The organism is Dorea amylophila (assembly GCF_025567265.1).
GTDB classification, from domain to species: Bacteria; Bacillota; Clostridia; order Lachnospirales; family Lachnospiraceae; genus Dorea_A; species Dorea_A amylophila.
On the sequence record NZ_JAOQJW010000008.1, the window covers coordinates 96882 to 113777 of the forward strand.

Annotated in this window: 15 protein-coding genes and 2 tRNA genes; 2 read left to right on the top strand and 15 right to left on the bottom strand. The window is 42.8% G+C overall.

The features are described 5' to 3' along the window. The 3 genes from OCV72_RS06620 to OCV72_RS06630 form a co-directional block, all read right to left on the bottom strand. On the bottom strand, positions 1 to 938 hold a 938-nt coding region (locus OCV72_RS06620; RefSeq protein WP_081021024.1), incomplete at its 3' end, for an AEC family transporter. A gap of 29 nt (positions 939 to 967) precedes the next feature. Then, positions 968 to 2179, bottom strand: a complete 1212-nt coding sequence (locus OCV72_RS06625) for a MalY/PatB family protein (RefSeq protein WP_055282842.1) — start codon at positions 2177 to 2179, stop codon at positions 968 to 970. An 82-nt stretch (positions 2180 to 2261) separates the two neighbouring features. Next, complete coding sequence (locus OCV72_RS06630) at positions 2262 to 3164, bottom strand: C39 family peptidase (RefSeq protein WP_081021025.1); 903 nt, start codon at positions 3162 to 3164, stop codon at positions 2262 to 2264. A 254-nt stretch (positions 3165 to 3418) separates the two neighbouring features. On the opposite strand from OCV72_RS06630, the gene OCV72_RS06635 reads away from it, so the two are divergent. Beyond that, a tRNA-Pro gene (locus tag OCV72_RS06635) sits at positions 3419 to 3493 on the top strand. A 15-nt stretch (positions 3494 to 3508) separates the two neighbouring features. Then, positions 3509 to 3579: transfer RNA gene (locus tag OCV72_RS06640), tRNA-Gly, on the top strand. A 130-nt stretch (positions 3580 to 3709) separates the two neighbouring features. Here OCV72_RS06640 and OCV72_RS06645 read toward each other — a convergent pair. From OCV72_RS06645 to OCV72_RS06700, 12 genes are all read right to left on the bottom strand, one after another. Continuing rightward, complete coding sequence (locus OCV72_RS06645; RefSeq protein ID WP_055282770.1) at positions 3710 to 4171, bottom strand: signal peptidase II; 462 nt, start codon at positions 4169 to 4171, stop codon at positions 3710 to 3712. Continuing rightward, a complete protein-coding gene (locus tag OCV72_RS06650) occupies positions 4172 to 4462 on the bottom strand; it encodes a hypothetical protein (protein WP_055282772.1) in 291 nt (96 codons plus the stop codon). Between the two features lie 28 nt (positions 4463 to 4490). Next, the gene (locus tag OCV72_RS06655) at positions 4491 to 6089 is read right to left on the bottom strand and encodes a S8 family peptidase (RefSeq protein WP_242859232.1); all 1599 of its coding nucleotides are present in this window, start codon (positions 6087 to 6089) and stop codon (positions 4491 to 4493) included. Positions 6090 to 6259: 170 nt separating this feature from the next. Then, positions 6260 to 7261 carry a cytidylate kinase-like family protein gene (locus OCV72_RS06660; RefSeq protein WP_055282774.1) on the bottom strand — a complete coding sequence of 334 codons (1002 nt, stop codon included), beginning with the start codon at positions 7259 to 7261 and terminating at the stop codon, positions 6260 to 6262. A 15-nt stretch (positions 7262 to 7276) separates the two neighbouring features. Next, positions 7277 to 8635 carry a sodium:proton antiporter gene (locus OCV72_RS06665; RefSeq protein WP_081021027.1) on the bottom strand — a complete coding sequence of 453 codons (1359 nt, stop codon included), beginning with the start codon at positions 8633 to 8635 and terminating at the stop codon, positions 7277 to 7279. A 99-nt stretch (positions 8636 to 8734) separates the two neighbouring features. Further along, complete coding sequence (gene clpX / locus OCV72_RS06670; protein ID WP_055282779.1) at positions 8735 to 10180, bottom strand: ATP-dependent Clp protease ATP-binding subunit ClpX; 1446 nt, start codon at positions 10178 to 10180, stop codon at positions 8735 to 8737. A gap of 53 nt (positions 10181 to 10233) precedes the next feature. Further along, entirely contained in the window at positions 10234 to 12177 is a 1944-nt protein-coding gene (gene ligA, locus OCV72_RS06675) for an NAD-dependent DNA ligase LigA (RefSeq protein ID WP_172677212.1), read from the bottom strand. Further along, positions 12149 to 12895 carry a pseudouridine synthase gene (locus OCV72_RS06680; protein WP_055282784.1) on the bottom strand — a complete coding sequence of 249 codons (747 nt, stop codon included), beginning with the start codon at positions 12893 to 12895 and terminating at the stop codon, positions 12149 to 12151. Before OCV72_RS06680 ends, ligA begins: the two co-directional genes overlap by 29 nt. After that, entirely contained in the window at positions 12888 to 14066 is a 1179-nt protein-coding gene (locus OCV72_RS06685; RefSeq protein ID WP_070099619.1) for a DHHW family protein, read from the bottom strand. Before OCV72_RS06685 ends, OCV72_RS06680 begins: the two co-directional genes overlap by 8 nt. Positions 14067 to 14074: 8 nt before the next feature. Continuing rightward, on the bottom strand, positions 14075 to 15481 hold the full coding sequence (locus OCV72_RS06690; protein ID WP_055282787.1) for an MBOAT family O-acyltransferase: 1407 nt from the start codon (positions 15479 to 15481) through the stop codon (positions 14075 to 14077). Between the two features lie 18 nt (positions 15482 to 15499). Next, entirely contained in the window at positions 15500 to 15985 is a 486-nt protein-coding gene (locus OCV72_RS06695; protein ID WP_055282789.1) for a DUF4358 domain-containing protein, read from the bottom strand. Next, on the bottom strand, positions 15985 to 16839 hold the full coding sequence (locus tag OCV72_RS06700) for an SGNH/GDSL hydrolase family protein (RefSeq protein WP_242859230.1): 855 nt from the start codon (positions 16837 to 16839) through the stop codon (positions 15985 to 15987). Before OCV72_RS06700 ends, OCV72_RS06695 begins: the two co-directional genes overlap by 1 nt. Positions 16840 to 16896: the final 57 nt, after the last annotated feature.

A 16896-nucleotide genomic window follows, 5' to 3' on the forward strand; every position in this document is an offset into this window, starting at 1 on the left:
ATCGTCCGCAATATCAATATCGTCACAAACAACGTAAAGATCGAAAGCACCGATGAGAACACCACCAGCTGTCCGGCAAGCTGTCCATCCGCTCCTGCCTGTTGTGCCATGATATAACTGGATACCGCAACCGGAGTCTGATATGCCAGCAGGCCTGACAACAGATCTGCATCCCTGTATCCCATCATAACGATCATCGGGATCATAATAAGTGGTAAGATCACAAGCTTGATCGTCAGTACCACCGATGCAACTTTTAAGTTTCCTTTTACTTTTGAGAAGTCCAGATCTCCTCCCAGGATCATGAATGCAATCGGCGTTGACAGCTTTGCCAGATCCTGAACCGTTGTATCCACTGCCGTCGGAAGTCTGATTCCCAACAGCGAAAATATAATTCCCAACACCGAAGATATGATCAGCGGATTCTTCACAATATCAAGAATAATCTTCTTCCAGTCTGTCTCCCTCTTTTCTCCGAAAATCGAGAGTGCAACTACTGCCAGAAAATTATACATCGGTACAAGGATTGCACTTAAAATCGCCGCCGTTGTTGTGCTTTTTGCTCCATACATATTCTGCACAACCGCAACTCCGAAGATCACGTAATTGCTGCGAAAGATTCCCTGAATCACGACTCCCTGCTGATTCTCCTGCTTTACAACCTTTGGAACGATCAGACAGAGCAGTACGAACAGGATCAGAAGTCCACCTGCCGCCCAGATACACAACTTAATCCTGCTGTGGATCTCCGCCCCGATGTCACTCTGATAGACATTATAGAATAACATACACGGCAAAAATATCTTAAAAACAATCGCATTGGCCTGTTTTGTAAGCTTACGGTCTGCCAGAGAGGTATAATTGACCATCAGATATCCTAACACCATAAGAAAAAATACAGGTGCGATTACATTAAATGATACAATAATATTTTCCAATTTCCCTTACTTCTTTCATTCCCGGCTCTTTACACATGAAATACATACTCATCCAGACGCTCAAATGCTTCCTTCACTCTGCTGAGCGGCAACGCCAGATTCATACGGATTCCGTATTCCTGATGGAACGGTCTTCCATCCTGCCATGCAACACCGACATCCCAGCCGGCTTTCAACAATTCATCCAGTGACTTGTAATTCTCTTCACACCAGTCCTCACAGTCCAGGAACAACATGTAAGTTCCCTGCGGCTTGCTGACATTGATTCCTCTGTAATAGTCACGGATATGATTGACCGCATACTCTACATTTTCTGACAATACCTGACAAAGTTCATTCACCCAGGTATATCCTTCTGCCTCGTAGGCTCCGATCAGCGCATGCATGGACAGTACATTCATCGTATTATAATGTGACTTTCTGGATTTTGCCTCCAGACGGTCACGTAACATTCGGTTAAAAACTATGTGATAGCTTCCTACCAGTCCCGCCAGATTAAATGTCTTGCTCGGTGCATAGAATGCAATCGTACGGTTTCTGGCATCCGGACTGATCGACTGTGTCGGAATGTGCCGGCTCCCTTTTAAAATCAGGTCTGACCAGATCTCATCTGCGATCACAACACATTCGTTATTCTTATATACTTCCATAGCCTCTTCTATCTCCCAGCGCTCCCAGACACGTCCTGTCGGATTATGCGGACTGCAGAAAACCGCCACATGGATGTTGTTGGCTTTTAATTTTGCATCCATATCTTCATAGTCCATGCGCCAGATTCCCTTTTCGTCCTTTTTCAGAGGGCTATGTACGATCTTATATCCGTTCTCCGTGATACATTTCGTAAATCCGATATAGGTCGGACTATGGAGAAGTACCGCATCTCCCGGTGCCGCAAATGCTGTCAGTGCCGAGATCACCCCGCCTAATACTCCATTTTCATATCCGATATACTCCGGCATCAGACCTTCTACATTATTACGGATCTTGTGCCAGCGGATGATCGAATCATAATACTCTTCCACCGGGCTGAAGTATCCATATGCCGGGTGTGCCGCTCTGTCCATAATTGCTTTCGGGATCGTCGGAACAGTCTCAAAATTCATATCAGCTACCCACATCGGGATTACATCGAATCCGTCTTTTGGCGGCTCAGGTGCAAATCCCGGATTCTTTCCCAATCCATCCACTGCAATCGCATCTTTGCCATGTCTGTCTATTATTTTTGTAAAATCATATCTCATATCCTGTTCTCCTTTTTCATAAAATCCAAGACTTTTCCACATCATGCTTCTGTTCTTTCAGAACTTTTCCACATTGAGCATCTTATTTTTTTGAAAATGTCCACATTGCCTTGATCTGATCTTTGATATTGGCAAATGTCCATGCCGTATTCGTATTCTTAATGCTGAACGGATCATTTACCGTTACAGTGCCATTCTCATAGCCGGTCAGAACAATAAAGTGACCGATCTGCGTAAAGTCTCCCGGTCCCATACTGCATATGACCGGATGTCCCTGTGCCAGTTCTGCGCTTACCTGTTCTTCTGAAAGCATACCTCCTACGCTGTTTAGATTCCAGTTCGCACCTGCTTCATCCATGAACCTCCAGTAAGTATTATTTTCCTCATCCACATAACCGTGTTCGGTTCCATATGCTGCTACCTTTGCCGGAGTAATGGATGCATCCTGATTCAGTCCTGCTGCTACCATTGCCATACAGGTCGGTCCGCATCCACTGGTCGCTACGATCCCCGTTCCATACGGTGCATATCCCCAGCGTTCATCCCATTGTAAAAGTTCCGGAATTTCTCCATTTGAAAGATCTTCCTCTATCGTATCTGCATAAGGCTTGTCCTTTTTCTTCTCATAATCTGCTACAAAATCTACCGTCTCTGCATTCTTGTCCAACAGTTCGATCACACTCTGTGGTACTCCCTGCTCCTCTGCCTGGCTGCGGACACGCTCTAACTTCTGTTCGGCTGCTTCCGTTGTTTTAGCTTTTTTTTCTTTCTGTTTTTTTGCCTTCTCGGCTTTTAATAATTCTTCCTGTTTCTTCTCTTCTGCACGCTCCTGATGAAGATAATAGCCAGTAAAAGCAGCAGTTATCACTGCTGCTATCACACCTGCTATTGCTATATATATATAAATCCGATTTCTTTTTGCACCATTTGAAAGAGAAGTCTTGTTTTCTGTTTGCTGTTCTTCTGTATGATTCATCACTTTCATCTGTCAATTCAGTCCTCTTTTTTGAAAATCTTCAAAATCTTCTGCATCATCTGTTCGAAAGAATTTTTCGACATCGCTCTTAATTATACAACAGCGTGTCTGCAGATACAACTTAACTTTTTCTAAAAATTCTTCTAAAAATTCTTTTGCTGAATAGATACCGATCCCATTTATTTATCTTTTTTCAATTTCTGCTTGCATTTTATCTCCATTCATGATATGATACATCTTGTCTTAAGGACACAACATAATATCGGGGTGTGGCTCAGCTTGGCTAGAGCGCCTGGTTTGGGACCAGGAGGTCGCAGGTTCGAATCCTGTCACCCCGATTTATAATATATTTTGCGGGTGTAGTTCAATGGTAGAACACCAGCCTTCCAAGCTGGATACGTGGGTTCGATTCCCATCACCCGCTTTTTCATGCCTGATTTTAATTTCATTCTCATATAAAGGTGTAAATAAAAAAAACACTATATTCTATCCGAAAGAAGATGGAGTATAGTGTTTTCCTTTTTCCGATATTCTATTTTCTGTCATATTTCCTGTTATCGTTTTCCGATTCTTCTCATCCACATCAGGACAGATCCTATCAGGATATAGACATCTGCCAAATTCGCTGTTACATCACCTAATATCTTATGGTCAGATCTTATACCAATGTAATCTACGACTTTACCTCTGACGATCCGGTCATACGTATTGCTGATGGCTCCTGCACTCAGTAATGTCCATGCTGTCTTAGTCACCTTATGACCTTCCCGGAATGATTCTGCCAATGTCAGCATCAGGATCACTGCCGTCGTTATCACAGACGCTTTCTTTACCTTATCCGGTTCGGAATCCATGGAATTAAATGCAAAGCCTTTGTTGTATACTTTTCTGATCAGGACTTTTGTCCCGCAAAAGTTTTTTTCCTCTTTCTCACTTACATTTTCTTCTATGTACTGTTTTACAGCCATATCCAGACCAAACAGTGTTCCAATCGCACCCGGTATGCTTGTGTGCATCTATATCTCTCCCTGGATCTTCACAATCTCTTCTTCCTGCTTTTCAATCTCTTCCTCGCGTTTTTCGATTTCTTCACAGAGCGTTACGTAATCCATGTCGGATACTTCCCCACTCTGGAACTTCTCATATACCATACGACCGATATCTGCAAGATCTCTTTCATTTGCTCTCTTTAAAGTTCGTACATTACTTTTGATCTTCTGAATCTCCAGTGTATCTCCTGTCTTCTTAGTGATGTCACTCGCAACATCTGAAACTCTTCTGCTGAATTCTTCAAAAAAATCTGCCATCTGTATCCTCTCCTTATCTCGTTCTTCTTTACAGCCGTCTTAAAATATCCAGTGAATGATACAAGTTCATCGTTCCATATCCCCACTGTGTATTTGGATATTCTATCGCCGGAAGCTTCTGCGCACCCATCACGATCACATTCCTTACCTGACTGGCTGATGCTCCACCCGCTCCCGGCTGATCACTGATCCACTTCATGATCAGTGCACAGCCACCTGCCGCAATTGCTGTTGCTGCACTTGAACCGGTGCGTTCTTTGAATCCTCCGCCCGGTACCGCACCGGTAACCGCTACTCCCGGTGCAGCATAATCCGGTTTGATTCTTTCATCTCTAGTATACCCTCTGCCCGAATTAATATCAACCGTATTCTCCTGACTGTTATAATAAGACACTGTCATCGTATGCTCCCCTCCTGCCGGTTCTGTAAATGTGGTATCCGGATTCGATTCCAGAAAATATACTTCTCCATCCAGAAACTCTTTCATGGGCAGCCACATATGAAACTCCCCCTTCGGCTGCATCACAGGCTTTACTTCTATTTTCCAGATTCCCGGTACTGCTTTCTGCAGCCGGATAAACACCAGCTGTGCATCGCTATTCTCCTGCAGAAGTCTGTACTCCACCGTAACAGCCGTCCGTTCAAAAGCAAATACAAAATCAAACAGATATCCCAGACGTACCGGAATCTGCCCGGTACGTTCTCCGGAAGGTGATGTGATCGACACTGTCACAATGTTCGGAAGGGTACTCCATAACTCCGTCACAAAACCTTTCACCCCTTCCCCTACCCTGATCTCCGCTGTCCGTATATTCTGTGCCTCCGTAAATGTTCCGTAATAATGATGTCTCTGCGCTGCCTCATTCCCGGTTCCCGTTACTACACAGCGGTTTCTCAGCAATGCATAGCCATCCAGAACTCCTGCAAGCAAAGAGTCACCATTATGCCCTCCGAAACTGGTTCCGATCGCCATACAGATCACAAGCGGCATCTCCCGTCTGCGGGCCAGTTCATTCAGATACCGAAGTCCGGCCAGGATATCATTTTCCTGATAACAGTGTGCATCTTCTGCAACCCCAAAAAATTCTTTCAGATATTTTTTTGCCGGCTTAAGCTTTACCATCGCGATCACCGCCTCCGGGGCAGCCCCAAGAAACTGTCCACTGCTTTCTGCACTTCCGGCAGCCACACTTGCAACAAATGTTCCATGCCCATCTGTATCTTCCGAAGAGATCAGTTCTTGCGGACTTTCCGAATGCAGAGCCGCATTGATTCTTTCTTCGGTATACTCTGTTCCATACAGAAAGCCCTCCGGCGGATCCCCATCCTGAATTGTCTGATCCCAGATCCCCGCAATTCTTGTTGTCCCGTCAAGATTACAGAATACCGGATGGGTATAATCGATCCCCGTATCCAGGAAACCGATCATAATCCCCTCTCCCATAAGCTGCAGCGTCGGATAATTCTGCAGCGTAATAATTCCGGCTGCATCTAACGGCTGCATATCCAGAAGTGTATAGCACTTGGGGATCGCGCCGTACCAGTACTGCCGCAAGGATAAGGGAAGTAACATCCGACTGTCTAACGACACACTTTTATATCCGAAATCCAGCTCCTGGATACACATCTTTTCCGTATCCACTCCTTCTAACTCATCTTCCCTGTATGGCGAGATAATAAAATCCCAGTAATCTTCCGATAATATCTTTTCTTTACATCTGTCTTCCAATGAAAAAAAGCCTTTCATATACATTTGTTTTATGTATATGAAAGACTTCGTGTCATTCATTAATATTTTTATGCATTTGTATGCTGGTTCAGCATACGCTCGATGATCTCCACAGATTCTTCGATACCATAACTTGCACTGTTAAAACAGATATCATAGTTCACAGCATCTCCCCACTTCTGGCCGGTATAGAAATTGTAATATTTCGAATGCTGACGGTCAATCTTCTTCAAAAGGCGTTCTGCTTTTTTATGATCCAGATTATTGACTTCCATGACTCTGTGTACACGCTGTTCAAAAGGAGCTGTAATAAAGATACTGATATGTGGAATATGATTATTTGCCAGTATCACATCCGCACATCGTCCCATAACAATGAAATCTTCTTCTTTTGCCTTCTTACATATCAGATCACTCTGATTAAAGAAGATTGCATCTTCTTTTGTCAGACCATGATAACGGTCAAAATCTTTCAGACGTTCTTTCAACGTCCGTCCGGATCCCTGGTACTTATTCTCAATCTCATTTGTTCCCAGATCTGCCACATCTACAACCGAATCTTTCTCCGCGTCCAGACGTCTCAATACTTCATTGAATATCTCTGCATCGTAATAGTTGATCCTGAGTGCATCCGCCAGTGCAAATCCAATATCGTTACCCGCACTTCCATGTGTTCTTCCGATACAGATGATCAGATGATCATCCTTTGAAAACTTCTGACGCAGGTTCGATGTATTTAGCTTTGCCCTGTTTTCATCCAGAATCTCAACTTTTCCAAAACCTGCCGGCAGTTCTGCGATTTCTTTTAATATCTCATCATATTTTCTCATCAGTCTGGATCGGTCTTCATCCTTACGGATCGTACGTGCCATGTTACTGATCAGCGCAAGCTCACTTCTGAGCAGATGCCCCTGTGGCTTTGTACGCATCAGCTTCACAAGACTTTCTACACAAGTACGTTTGTCTCCCGTAAAGGTACGGCCAAGAGAAGAACCTACACATTCATAGACTTCTCCGTCCAGATCATAGATCCGTTCCGCTATGTCATAGTATTTATTCTTATTTTCCATGTTCCGCACCTCCCCTTACAAAAAGAATACCAGCATATCGATAATAAATACCGGTATCAGACATGTCAGTGACCATACCATATATCCGAAGAACGATGGCATACGCACACCATTTTCATCTGACATAGATTTTACCATGAAGTTCGGCGCATTTCCGATATAGGTATTTGCTCCCATAAATACAGCTCCACAGGAGATTGCCTCCAGCATCTTAACAGGAACCGAACCAAGTGTCGTCACAACACCGCTCTTGAACCCAAGTGCTCCCGCCGTTGTAAGGAATACCAGATACGTTGGTGTATTATCCAGAAAACTTGACAGTGCTCCGGTTGCCCAGAACATTTCAAATGGTTTATTGATACCAAGTTCCGCACCATTTGCCTTCAGAATCATCAATGCAGGCTGCATCGTGATAAAGATTCCGATGAACAGAACCGCAACTTCCTGAATTGCCCCCCAGGTAAAATGGTTACGGATACGTACTTCTTCTTTTGTCGTTTTAAATGATAAAAATGCTGCCAGAAGGATGATCACGATCTCGATCACAGACGGGAATCCAAGCGTCACTTCTCCAAGGATATGGATTCCTTTTACCGTTCCGTCCGCATTCTGGAATGCAGACATACCAGGAAGCATTCCACTTAAGATTACAGCTCCGACAATCATTGCAACATATATCAGATTATGAAGTCCTACAATTCTAACGTGTGTTCCGGGCTCTCTAATATCTGGTTTTCTACCTTCCGCAATATCTTTTCTGTAAGCTCTTCTATCCAGAAAATAGAATAACATCAGCAAAATGATCATGTTAAAGATCAGTATATGAAACAGCTTCAGGCTCCAGAAAAACGGAACGCCACGCATGAATCCCATCAGAAGCGGCGGATCTCCGATCGGTGTCAGACATCCTCCCATATTAGAGATCAGGAAGATAAAAAAGATCATAATGTGACTCTTTCTTTTTCTCCACGAATTCATCTTAATAAACGGACGTACCAGAAGCATACTTGATCCGGTCGTTCCGATCACGCTGGAAAGCAGTGTTCCCAGAACAAACAATGCCGTATTGATCCTCGGTGATCCGGCAAACTCACCGTCAATTGTAATGTTACCTGCTACACAGAACAGACCGAACAATAAAATGATAAATGTCAGATAATCATTTACCACACATTCCAAAACCGTCTCTCCCATTGTAAACATTCCGTACTTTGCAGCAAACGGAACAATAAACAGTACCGACCAGAACGCAACTGCAAGCGGCTGATGCTTTTCCCACCAGTCCGGCTTGATCAGAGGCATAACGGCAATACTGAGCAACAGCCCTGCAAAGGGTATGCAGAGCCAAACTGGAATAGCTGATAATTCCTCCATTCCTTTCTCCTCCATTCTTCCTCAAGTAAAGTCTTATGTGTCATTGCATAATGAAAGCTGTCATTGACAACTCTCTTAGCATTCTATATGTAAAATGTATTATTGAAGCCTTGGTACTTCCTGACCTCTCAACATTATTACCGGTCCTCCGGTTCCCTCAATATATTCTTTTGTGATAACAACCTCTCCAATATTGTCATCCTTCGGGATTTCATACATGATATCTAACATGAATTCTTCGATGATCGCACGAAGCGCCCTCGCTCCGGTATCTTTCTTCATTGCTTTTTTTGCAATCGCATGAAGTGCGCCGTCATCGAATTCCAATTTTACTTCGTCTAATGCAAGCAGTTTCTGATATTGCTTCAAAATTGCATTCTTAGGCTCTTTTAATATCTCCACCAGCATATCTTCACTCATACCCTGTAAGGTAAATACAATCGGCAGACGTCCCAGGAACTCCGGTATCATACCGAATACACGCAAATCCTCTGTTGCGACCTTTTTAAGAATCTCTTTGTCGTTATTGTATTTATCTCTCAGATCCGCTCCGAATCCGATCGCTGCCTGTTTGGTCAGACGTTCTTTGATAATTCCTTCCAGATCCGGGAATGCACCTCCACAGATGAACAGAATGTTCCTCGTATTCACTGTTGTAAGCGGAACCATTGCATTCTTGCTCGTTGCCCCGACAGGAACTTCCACATCACTTCCTTCCAGAAGTTTCAGCATTCCCTGCTGTACAGACTCACCGCTCACATCACGCTGACTGGAGTTTTTCTTCTTTGCGATCTTGTCGATCTCATCAATAAAAATAATTCCCTGTTCTGCCTTTTCGACATCATTATCTGCTGCCGCAAGCAGTTTGGATACAACGCTTTCGATATCATCACCGATGTACCCTGCCTCTGTAAGAGATGTTGCATCCGTAATTGCAAGCGGAACATCCAGAATCCTTGCCAGTGTCTTTACCAGATACGTCTTACCGGAACCTGTCGGCCCGATCATCAGCATGTTGGATTTCTCAATCTCAATGTCATCCATCGAATCCGTTGCCACACGCTTATAATGATTATATACTGCAACCGACATCACTTTCTTTGCATATTCCTGTCCTACCACATACTCGTCCAGTTTTGCTTTGATCTTGTGCGGAGCCGGAAGATTCCGGATATCTACTAACGGCTTGTATTCTTCGCCTTCTTTTTTCTTCTTGATCTTCTGCTGTTTTGGAATACTCTGCTCCATATCAGACATGTTGAATACCTGTACTCCCGGAATATTCATCAGCTGACTGTAATCGATCGGTCCGTTCGACATTGCATCAAAGCTCTTCTGCATGCAGTCATTGCAGACACAAATGTGGTTCGGAAGTTCGATCATCTTCCCTGCAACACTCTCCGGACGTCTGCATATAAAACATACTTTTTCATACTCATCATCATTTTGTTTCTTATCATCCGAATCTGACGTCTTCTTTGTTGTTTCTACTTCGACGTCTTCTACTTTTTCGATTTCCTGATTGTTATCGTCCTGATTGGTCATTATTCTCTCCTTCTTACTTTTTGTCGTATCTTTCACTCTGTTTTATCCTGGTTCTATGATTCTTCCTGGTTCACCAGTTCCAGAAATGTCTCTTCGGAAATAATCGGGATCCCCAGTTCATTTGCTTTCTTATTTTTGGAAGATGTGCTGGTTACATCATTGTTGATCAAGTAATTCGTTTTGGACGTTACCGATCCTGTCACCTTTCCTCCCAGACTTTCAATCAATTCCTTCACTTCACCGCGGTTTGCAAAATGTGTTACGCTTCCGGTGATCACAAAATTGACACCTTCAAAAATCTGTTTTTTTGTTGATGTCTCTTCCGGGATTGTCAACTCTTCTAAAAGCTTTCTGAAATTCTCCACATGCTTTGCATCTGAAAAATATCCGGTGAATGCCTTTGCCAGAACTTCTCCCACGCCCTGGATCTCATTTAATTCTTCTTCTGTAACCATCAAAAGGGCTTCTACATCATATTTCAACTCTCTGCAGATAACCTTTGCATTGGCAAGTCCGATCCCTGCGATTCCCAGTGAATAGACGACTCTTGGCAGCGTGGTTGTTCTTGCTTTTTCCACACTTTCGATCAGTTTCCTGTACGATTTTTCTCCAAATCCTTCCATTCCCTGAATCTCGTCTTTGTAGCGGTCCAGATGGAAGATATCGGCAAATGTATGGATATATCCTTTGGAAATGAATTTTTCCAGTGTTGCTTCCGACAATCCTTCTATATTAAGTGCATCTCTGCTTACGAATAATGCAAATGCCTTCACATGCTTTGCCTGGCATTCCGGATTCATACAGTATAATGCTTTCGCATTTCCTACCTGTCTGATCTTCGTCTCCCCCTGACAGACCGGACATCTTTCCGGAATATCTTTCACACCGCTTCTTGTCAGATTCTCTGCGATCTGCGGAATGATCATATTTGCCTTATAAACTTCGATCTTATCTCCGATGCCAAGTTCCAGTTCTTCCATAATGCTGATATTGTGAACACTTGCACGGCTGACCGTCGTTCCTTCCAACTCCACCGGATCAAAGATTGCAACCGGATTGATCAGTCCTGTCCTTGACGGACTCCATTCAATTTCACGCAGAATCGTTTCCCTGATCTCATCCTGCCATTTGAATGCGTAAGAATCTCTCGGGAATTTTGCTGTTCTTCCCAACGATCTTCCATACGCTATATCATCATATGATAGCACAAGTCCGTCAGAAGGAAAATCATTTTTACTAATCTCTGACGAAAATTTAGCAACTTCATCTTCTACTGTATCTCTGGTCACCATATGATATTCTACCGTCGTGAATCCCTGTGCTTTCAGCCATTCCATCTGACAAGCTCTGGAATTCTGAAAATCAACTCCATCTGCCTGCACTAACGTGAATGCATAGAACATAACATTTCTCTTTGCCGTGATCTGGTTATTGAGCTGTCTGACTGAACCACTGCATAAGTTTCTTGGATTTTTATATTTTGCATCTACATCTTCAATCTCTTCATTGATCTTCTCGAAGTCATGATATCCGATCACCGCTTCTCCTCTTAAGATCAATTCCCCCCGGTAAGCGATCTGCACCGGTAGATTCTTGAATACCTTCGCATTGTTTGTAACCACTTCACCGACTTCTCCGTTACCGCGTGTGACCGCTTTATAAAGCTTTCCGTCACGATAAGTCAGCACGATCGTCAATCCGTCCATCTTCCAGGACATCAATACTTTCTGACTGCCAACGAAGTTCTTAAGCTCTTCTACTTCTTTCGTCTTATCCAGTGAGAGCATCGGGCTTTCATGCCTTTCTTTTGGGAGTTCACTGACAACTTCATATCCGACATTTACCGTCGGACTGTTCGACAATGTAATTCCCAGTTCTTTTTCCAGATTCTGCAGTTCATCATACAATCTGTCATATTCGTAGTTGCTCATGATCTCCTGCGCATCCTGATAATAAGATCTGGATGCTTTATTCAGAAGTTCTACTAATTCCAGCATTCTCTCGTTCTTTGACTGTCCCATATAATTCCTTTAACTCCTGTTCTGTTAATTCTCTTACCTGTCCCGGTTTCAGATCTCCAAGTTCCACGTTCATGATCCGTATCCTTTTTAACACATCCACCTTATATCCGAGTGCTTCGCACATGCGCCGTATCTGTCTGTTCAATCCCTGTGTCAGAATAATGGAAAATGTATATTTCCCGGTCTTTTTTACTGTACAGGGTCTGGTCACCGCATCCAGATTCTTTTCTTTGTCTCTGATGTGTACTCCCCGGCTCATCTTCTCAATGAATTCCGGAGTAACTTCTTTGTTTACTCTGACCTTATATTCTTTCTCATGTGCATATCTTGCGCGCATCATGCCGTTGATCAGATCTCCATCATTTGTCATGATCAGAAGCCCTTCCGAATCTTTATCCAGTCTTCCTGCATAAGTGATGCGTACCGGATAATTGAGGAACCGGATGATGTTCTTTTTCTCCCTTTTATCTTCTGTACAAACAATCCCGGCAGGTTTGTACACTGCCAGGACCGTTTTTTCCGTTTTGCTTTTGACCACTTTTTTTCCGACACGGACCTCCTGTCCGTCTTCTACTTTCATGCCGGGAGCTGCTGTCTTTCCATCCACAGTCACAATTCCCGACTCGATCAGCCTGTCTGCCTCCCTTCTGGAACAGACACCGGCTTCGCTTAAATACTTGTTCAGTCTAATCATTCTGCAATACCCCGCTGATACTGTTATCCTGCACAAATGTATTGCCGTTATACAGGAACAGAACACTTGTGATCTTATTTTTCTTCATAACTTCTCTGATATCATCATAATAATATCTTGGATCAACCACTATGATCTCTCTGTAATATGCCGTCAGAAACGGAATTACACTATTCGCATAGGAATCTTTTACAAGCAACAGTCTGTCTGTTGTATCTGCCGTCGTTCTGATATCCAGGACGGGATAATTACCGCCAAGAAATAATGCATATTTATCCTTTTCTTTCAACTTGGATGTATCGTATAACGTTGCTGTTTTCTTTTTTTCATTCACGTTATTTACAACTACCTGTGGTGCTGTTTTCAGATCATCCGGTGCGTAGATATAGATCGGCTCATTATAGTCTGTTTCATAGCCGCTTGTCGCCGATAAGGTTCCGTTAAATGAATTCGTCACTGCATAGGATTTCATAGCCGGTGCTTTCGATGTATCCAGTTTCATAGCCGCAGCCAGCGCCTGATATCCATAGTAAGCACCAAGCGTCGTCCAGTGATGATCCGTATGGTAATATATCTCTTCTGCTCTGTGCTTTTTCAATGTATCTTCCACATTTACCCACTGAAAAGCTGTCCCAAGCGAAGCCTTTATTTTCTGAAACTGTTTATCCTGATCTTCTGTCACTGCACAATACGGAAGTTTGTCCGACTCAATATTTGCAGCATTCGGTACCAGCATCATATACATCGGGATATCTTTATATGTCTCCTGAAACTTTTTCATTGCATCCAGATTTGCTTTCAATTGTTCTTCATCCGGTTTGGCTATATCCTCTAACAGATAATGATCCTTTCCTTTAAATACACCATTTGCCTTACGTTTTCCTGCGATCAGATCAATACGGCTCTTTAAAGCTACCCAGAAATCTCTTCCCGCAAACTGATCCGATACATAAGATTCATACTGTTTCATCCATCTTCCGCTTTCAATACCGGAAATCGTAAGCTTAGGTCTCTGTTCCAGTGCCCGGTTTTCTTTTGCCGAAAATTCCCTGTCAGCAGTTGCAATATTTACCACGAAGAAGATAACCATCATTACAATAAACAGCAATGCAATTACTTTATTTCTCTGTTCTTCTCTTTTTCTTTCCCATTTCTTTCTCGACTGTCTCATCTTTGCTCCTAGAATCTGAAATACAGGAACGGATTATAGGTCTCCGTTACCAGATATGCAATACAGACAATAAACAACGCAGCATATACCACACTGTTAATGATTGTTGTATTCCATTTTTTTGTTCTTAACATATGCTCGTATCTGAAATGAACCAGCGGCGTAGAGCCAAATATCAGGATCAGCCACAGGATCAGGTTGCTTGTAAGAAGATACATACTCTCTCTGTCTGCAAAGCCATGTGCACCTGCACCAAACATCACTCTGATATAATCTGCTGCCTGTCCGAATGAAGAGCTGAAAAACAATACCCAGCCGATCACAACCAGAACAATACTGTAAATATGACGGACTACATCCGGAAGTCTGTCCAGTACCGGCGACAGGAGATATTTTTCAATGATCAGGATCACCCCATAATAGAGTCCCCATGCCACGAAATTCCATGCAGCTCCATGCCATAATCCGGTCAGAAACCATACAATCAGAAGATTCCTGATGTGTTTGATCTTCGATACCCTGTTTCCTCCCAATGGAATATACACATAATCCCTGAACCAGCTGCTCAGCGAAATATGCCATCTGCGCCAGAACTCCGTAATACTCTTAGACACATATGGATAGTTAAAGTTCATATTGAATTCAAATCCAAACATCTTACCGAGTCCGATCGCCATATCCGAATATCCACTGAAATCAAAATAAATCTGGAACATATACGCAAAAGCTCCAAGCCACGCCGTCATCACGGCTATATTACCTTTCGCAAGTCCGCTTACCTCTGTAAAAATCATCCCTGAGGTATTCGCCAGTAATACTTTCTTCGCAAGTCCCCGGATAAAATACATGCTTCCTTCTCCGAATTTTGTCCTTGAGACTTCTCTGGACGCAAGCTGTTCATCTATATCTGCATATTGCACGATCGGTCCCGCAATAAGCTGCGGAAACATCGTTACATATAATGCAAAATTAGGAAGATTCGTCTGCACTTTTACATTTCCCCGATATACATCAATGATATAGGATAATATCTGGAATGTATAAAATGATATTCCAATCGGAAGCGGCAGTGCATGATAAGAAATATGTACCGGAAGTATCCCGTTCAATGTGTCCAATACAAACCCTTCATACTTAAAAAATCCAAGTACTGCCAGATTAATGATAAGGTTAAAAACCAGGCTCCGCTTTGCAGCTCTCTTATCCTGCAGATTCCTTGCAATATCCAGTCCACTGAAATAATTAAACAATATGGACAGTAACATCAGAAACAGATATACCGGTTCCCCCCATGCATAAAACACCAGACTCGCCAGCAATAAGATCACATTCCGGAATCTTACCGGCAACAAATAATATAAGATCATCACAGCCGGCAAAAATGTAAATAAAAAAACAATACTGCTAAATAACATCTCTCTAATTCCTTTTTATTAAATACTCTTCTTAAATGCCGCATCGATACGGTCTGCATCCTTTGAAACTGCCAGCAGCACATAACGTCCTCTGGTCTCAATAATTGCAGCATGTATCAGCTTTGTTTGTTCTACACCATAACCTTCAAAATTCTTTTCCTGTGTATTTACACGACTTTCCACTGCCTTTTCAACCGTCTCGATCTGACTTTCGTTTTTTACCTTTATTACGAGTATTTCATTCACACTCATAACGTCATCCGGAATATACAGACTGATTCCTTCATAATCATTGGCATTCAGACTGTAATATTTTTTCAGATCCTGTGTTGTGCCTTTTTTCATTCCTTCTAATTTTACGGCTTTTGTGATATTCTTTTCAATCGTGTCTACGGATACGGTATTATCCCCTTCCCGGGTCACAAGAAATACTACATAAATGATCAGGAGGACTACCATCAAATATTTTAACAGGTTAATCCTGTCTAATTTTCCGTTTTTCATTATAATTCTGCAACCTCCGCCATATGATTTACCCATTCTTTATAATAACCGGTTGACATATGGATTCCATCACCGGCATAATACTCCTGTTTCACCAGCTCTGTATTATCAATAAATGTTACTTTCTCTTTTTCACATAATTTTTTTAATTTCTGATTGAACTCCGGAATTTTTGCATAGACAGAATTCTGATCAATTGCAATCTGCGCTGTCGGAAGTATACTGTTAACATATATTTTCGTATCCGGCAGTGATTTTTTCAGATCTCTGATCACCGGCCTGTATGCTTTTATGAATCCATCCGCATCTCCATTCTGCGCTCCGACATCATTCATCCCGTAAGAAAGGAATAATACTGACGGTTTCATCTCTTTTGCCCTGGCAATATGATCTGCCAGTTTTTCATTATCCCCCGCCGACACACCGGCTCCACGGTCTGCCTGTACATTTGCCTGATCCAGCACACCATATTCGTACAATCCCTGTGTGATGGAATCCCCCAGGACCAGACAATCTGCAAATTTTTCGCTTGCCGGCTGTTCTTCTGCATCCTGTTCTGCCTCACGTTCCTGCGTTTCTAACTCCTTAATCTTTTTATCTGCCTTAGACACATCCATCTCATCCATCGTCTTCAGGATCTCTGTGCCCTTCTTTGTATCCTTCTGTGGATTACTGAGCCTGCGCGCCACCGTAATCCCGCCAATCACCAGAATAGCAATCGCAACGATCACTGCAGTCTGAAGTACCCGGTCTTTTTCTTTCTCACTTTTTATTTCACTTTTCTGCTCCTCAGGATTCACCTCCTGAGTCTCTTCTTTTTCTTCATAAATTGAAGTTTTACTCTCTATATCCACGAAATCTTCTCCTCTTTCGTTTCTCTGTTGATCCTAAATATGTATATCCAATTTATT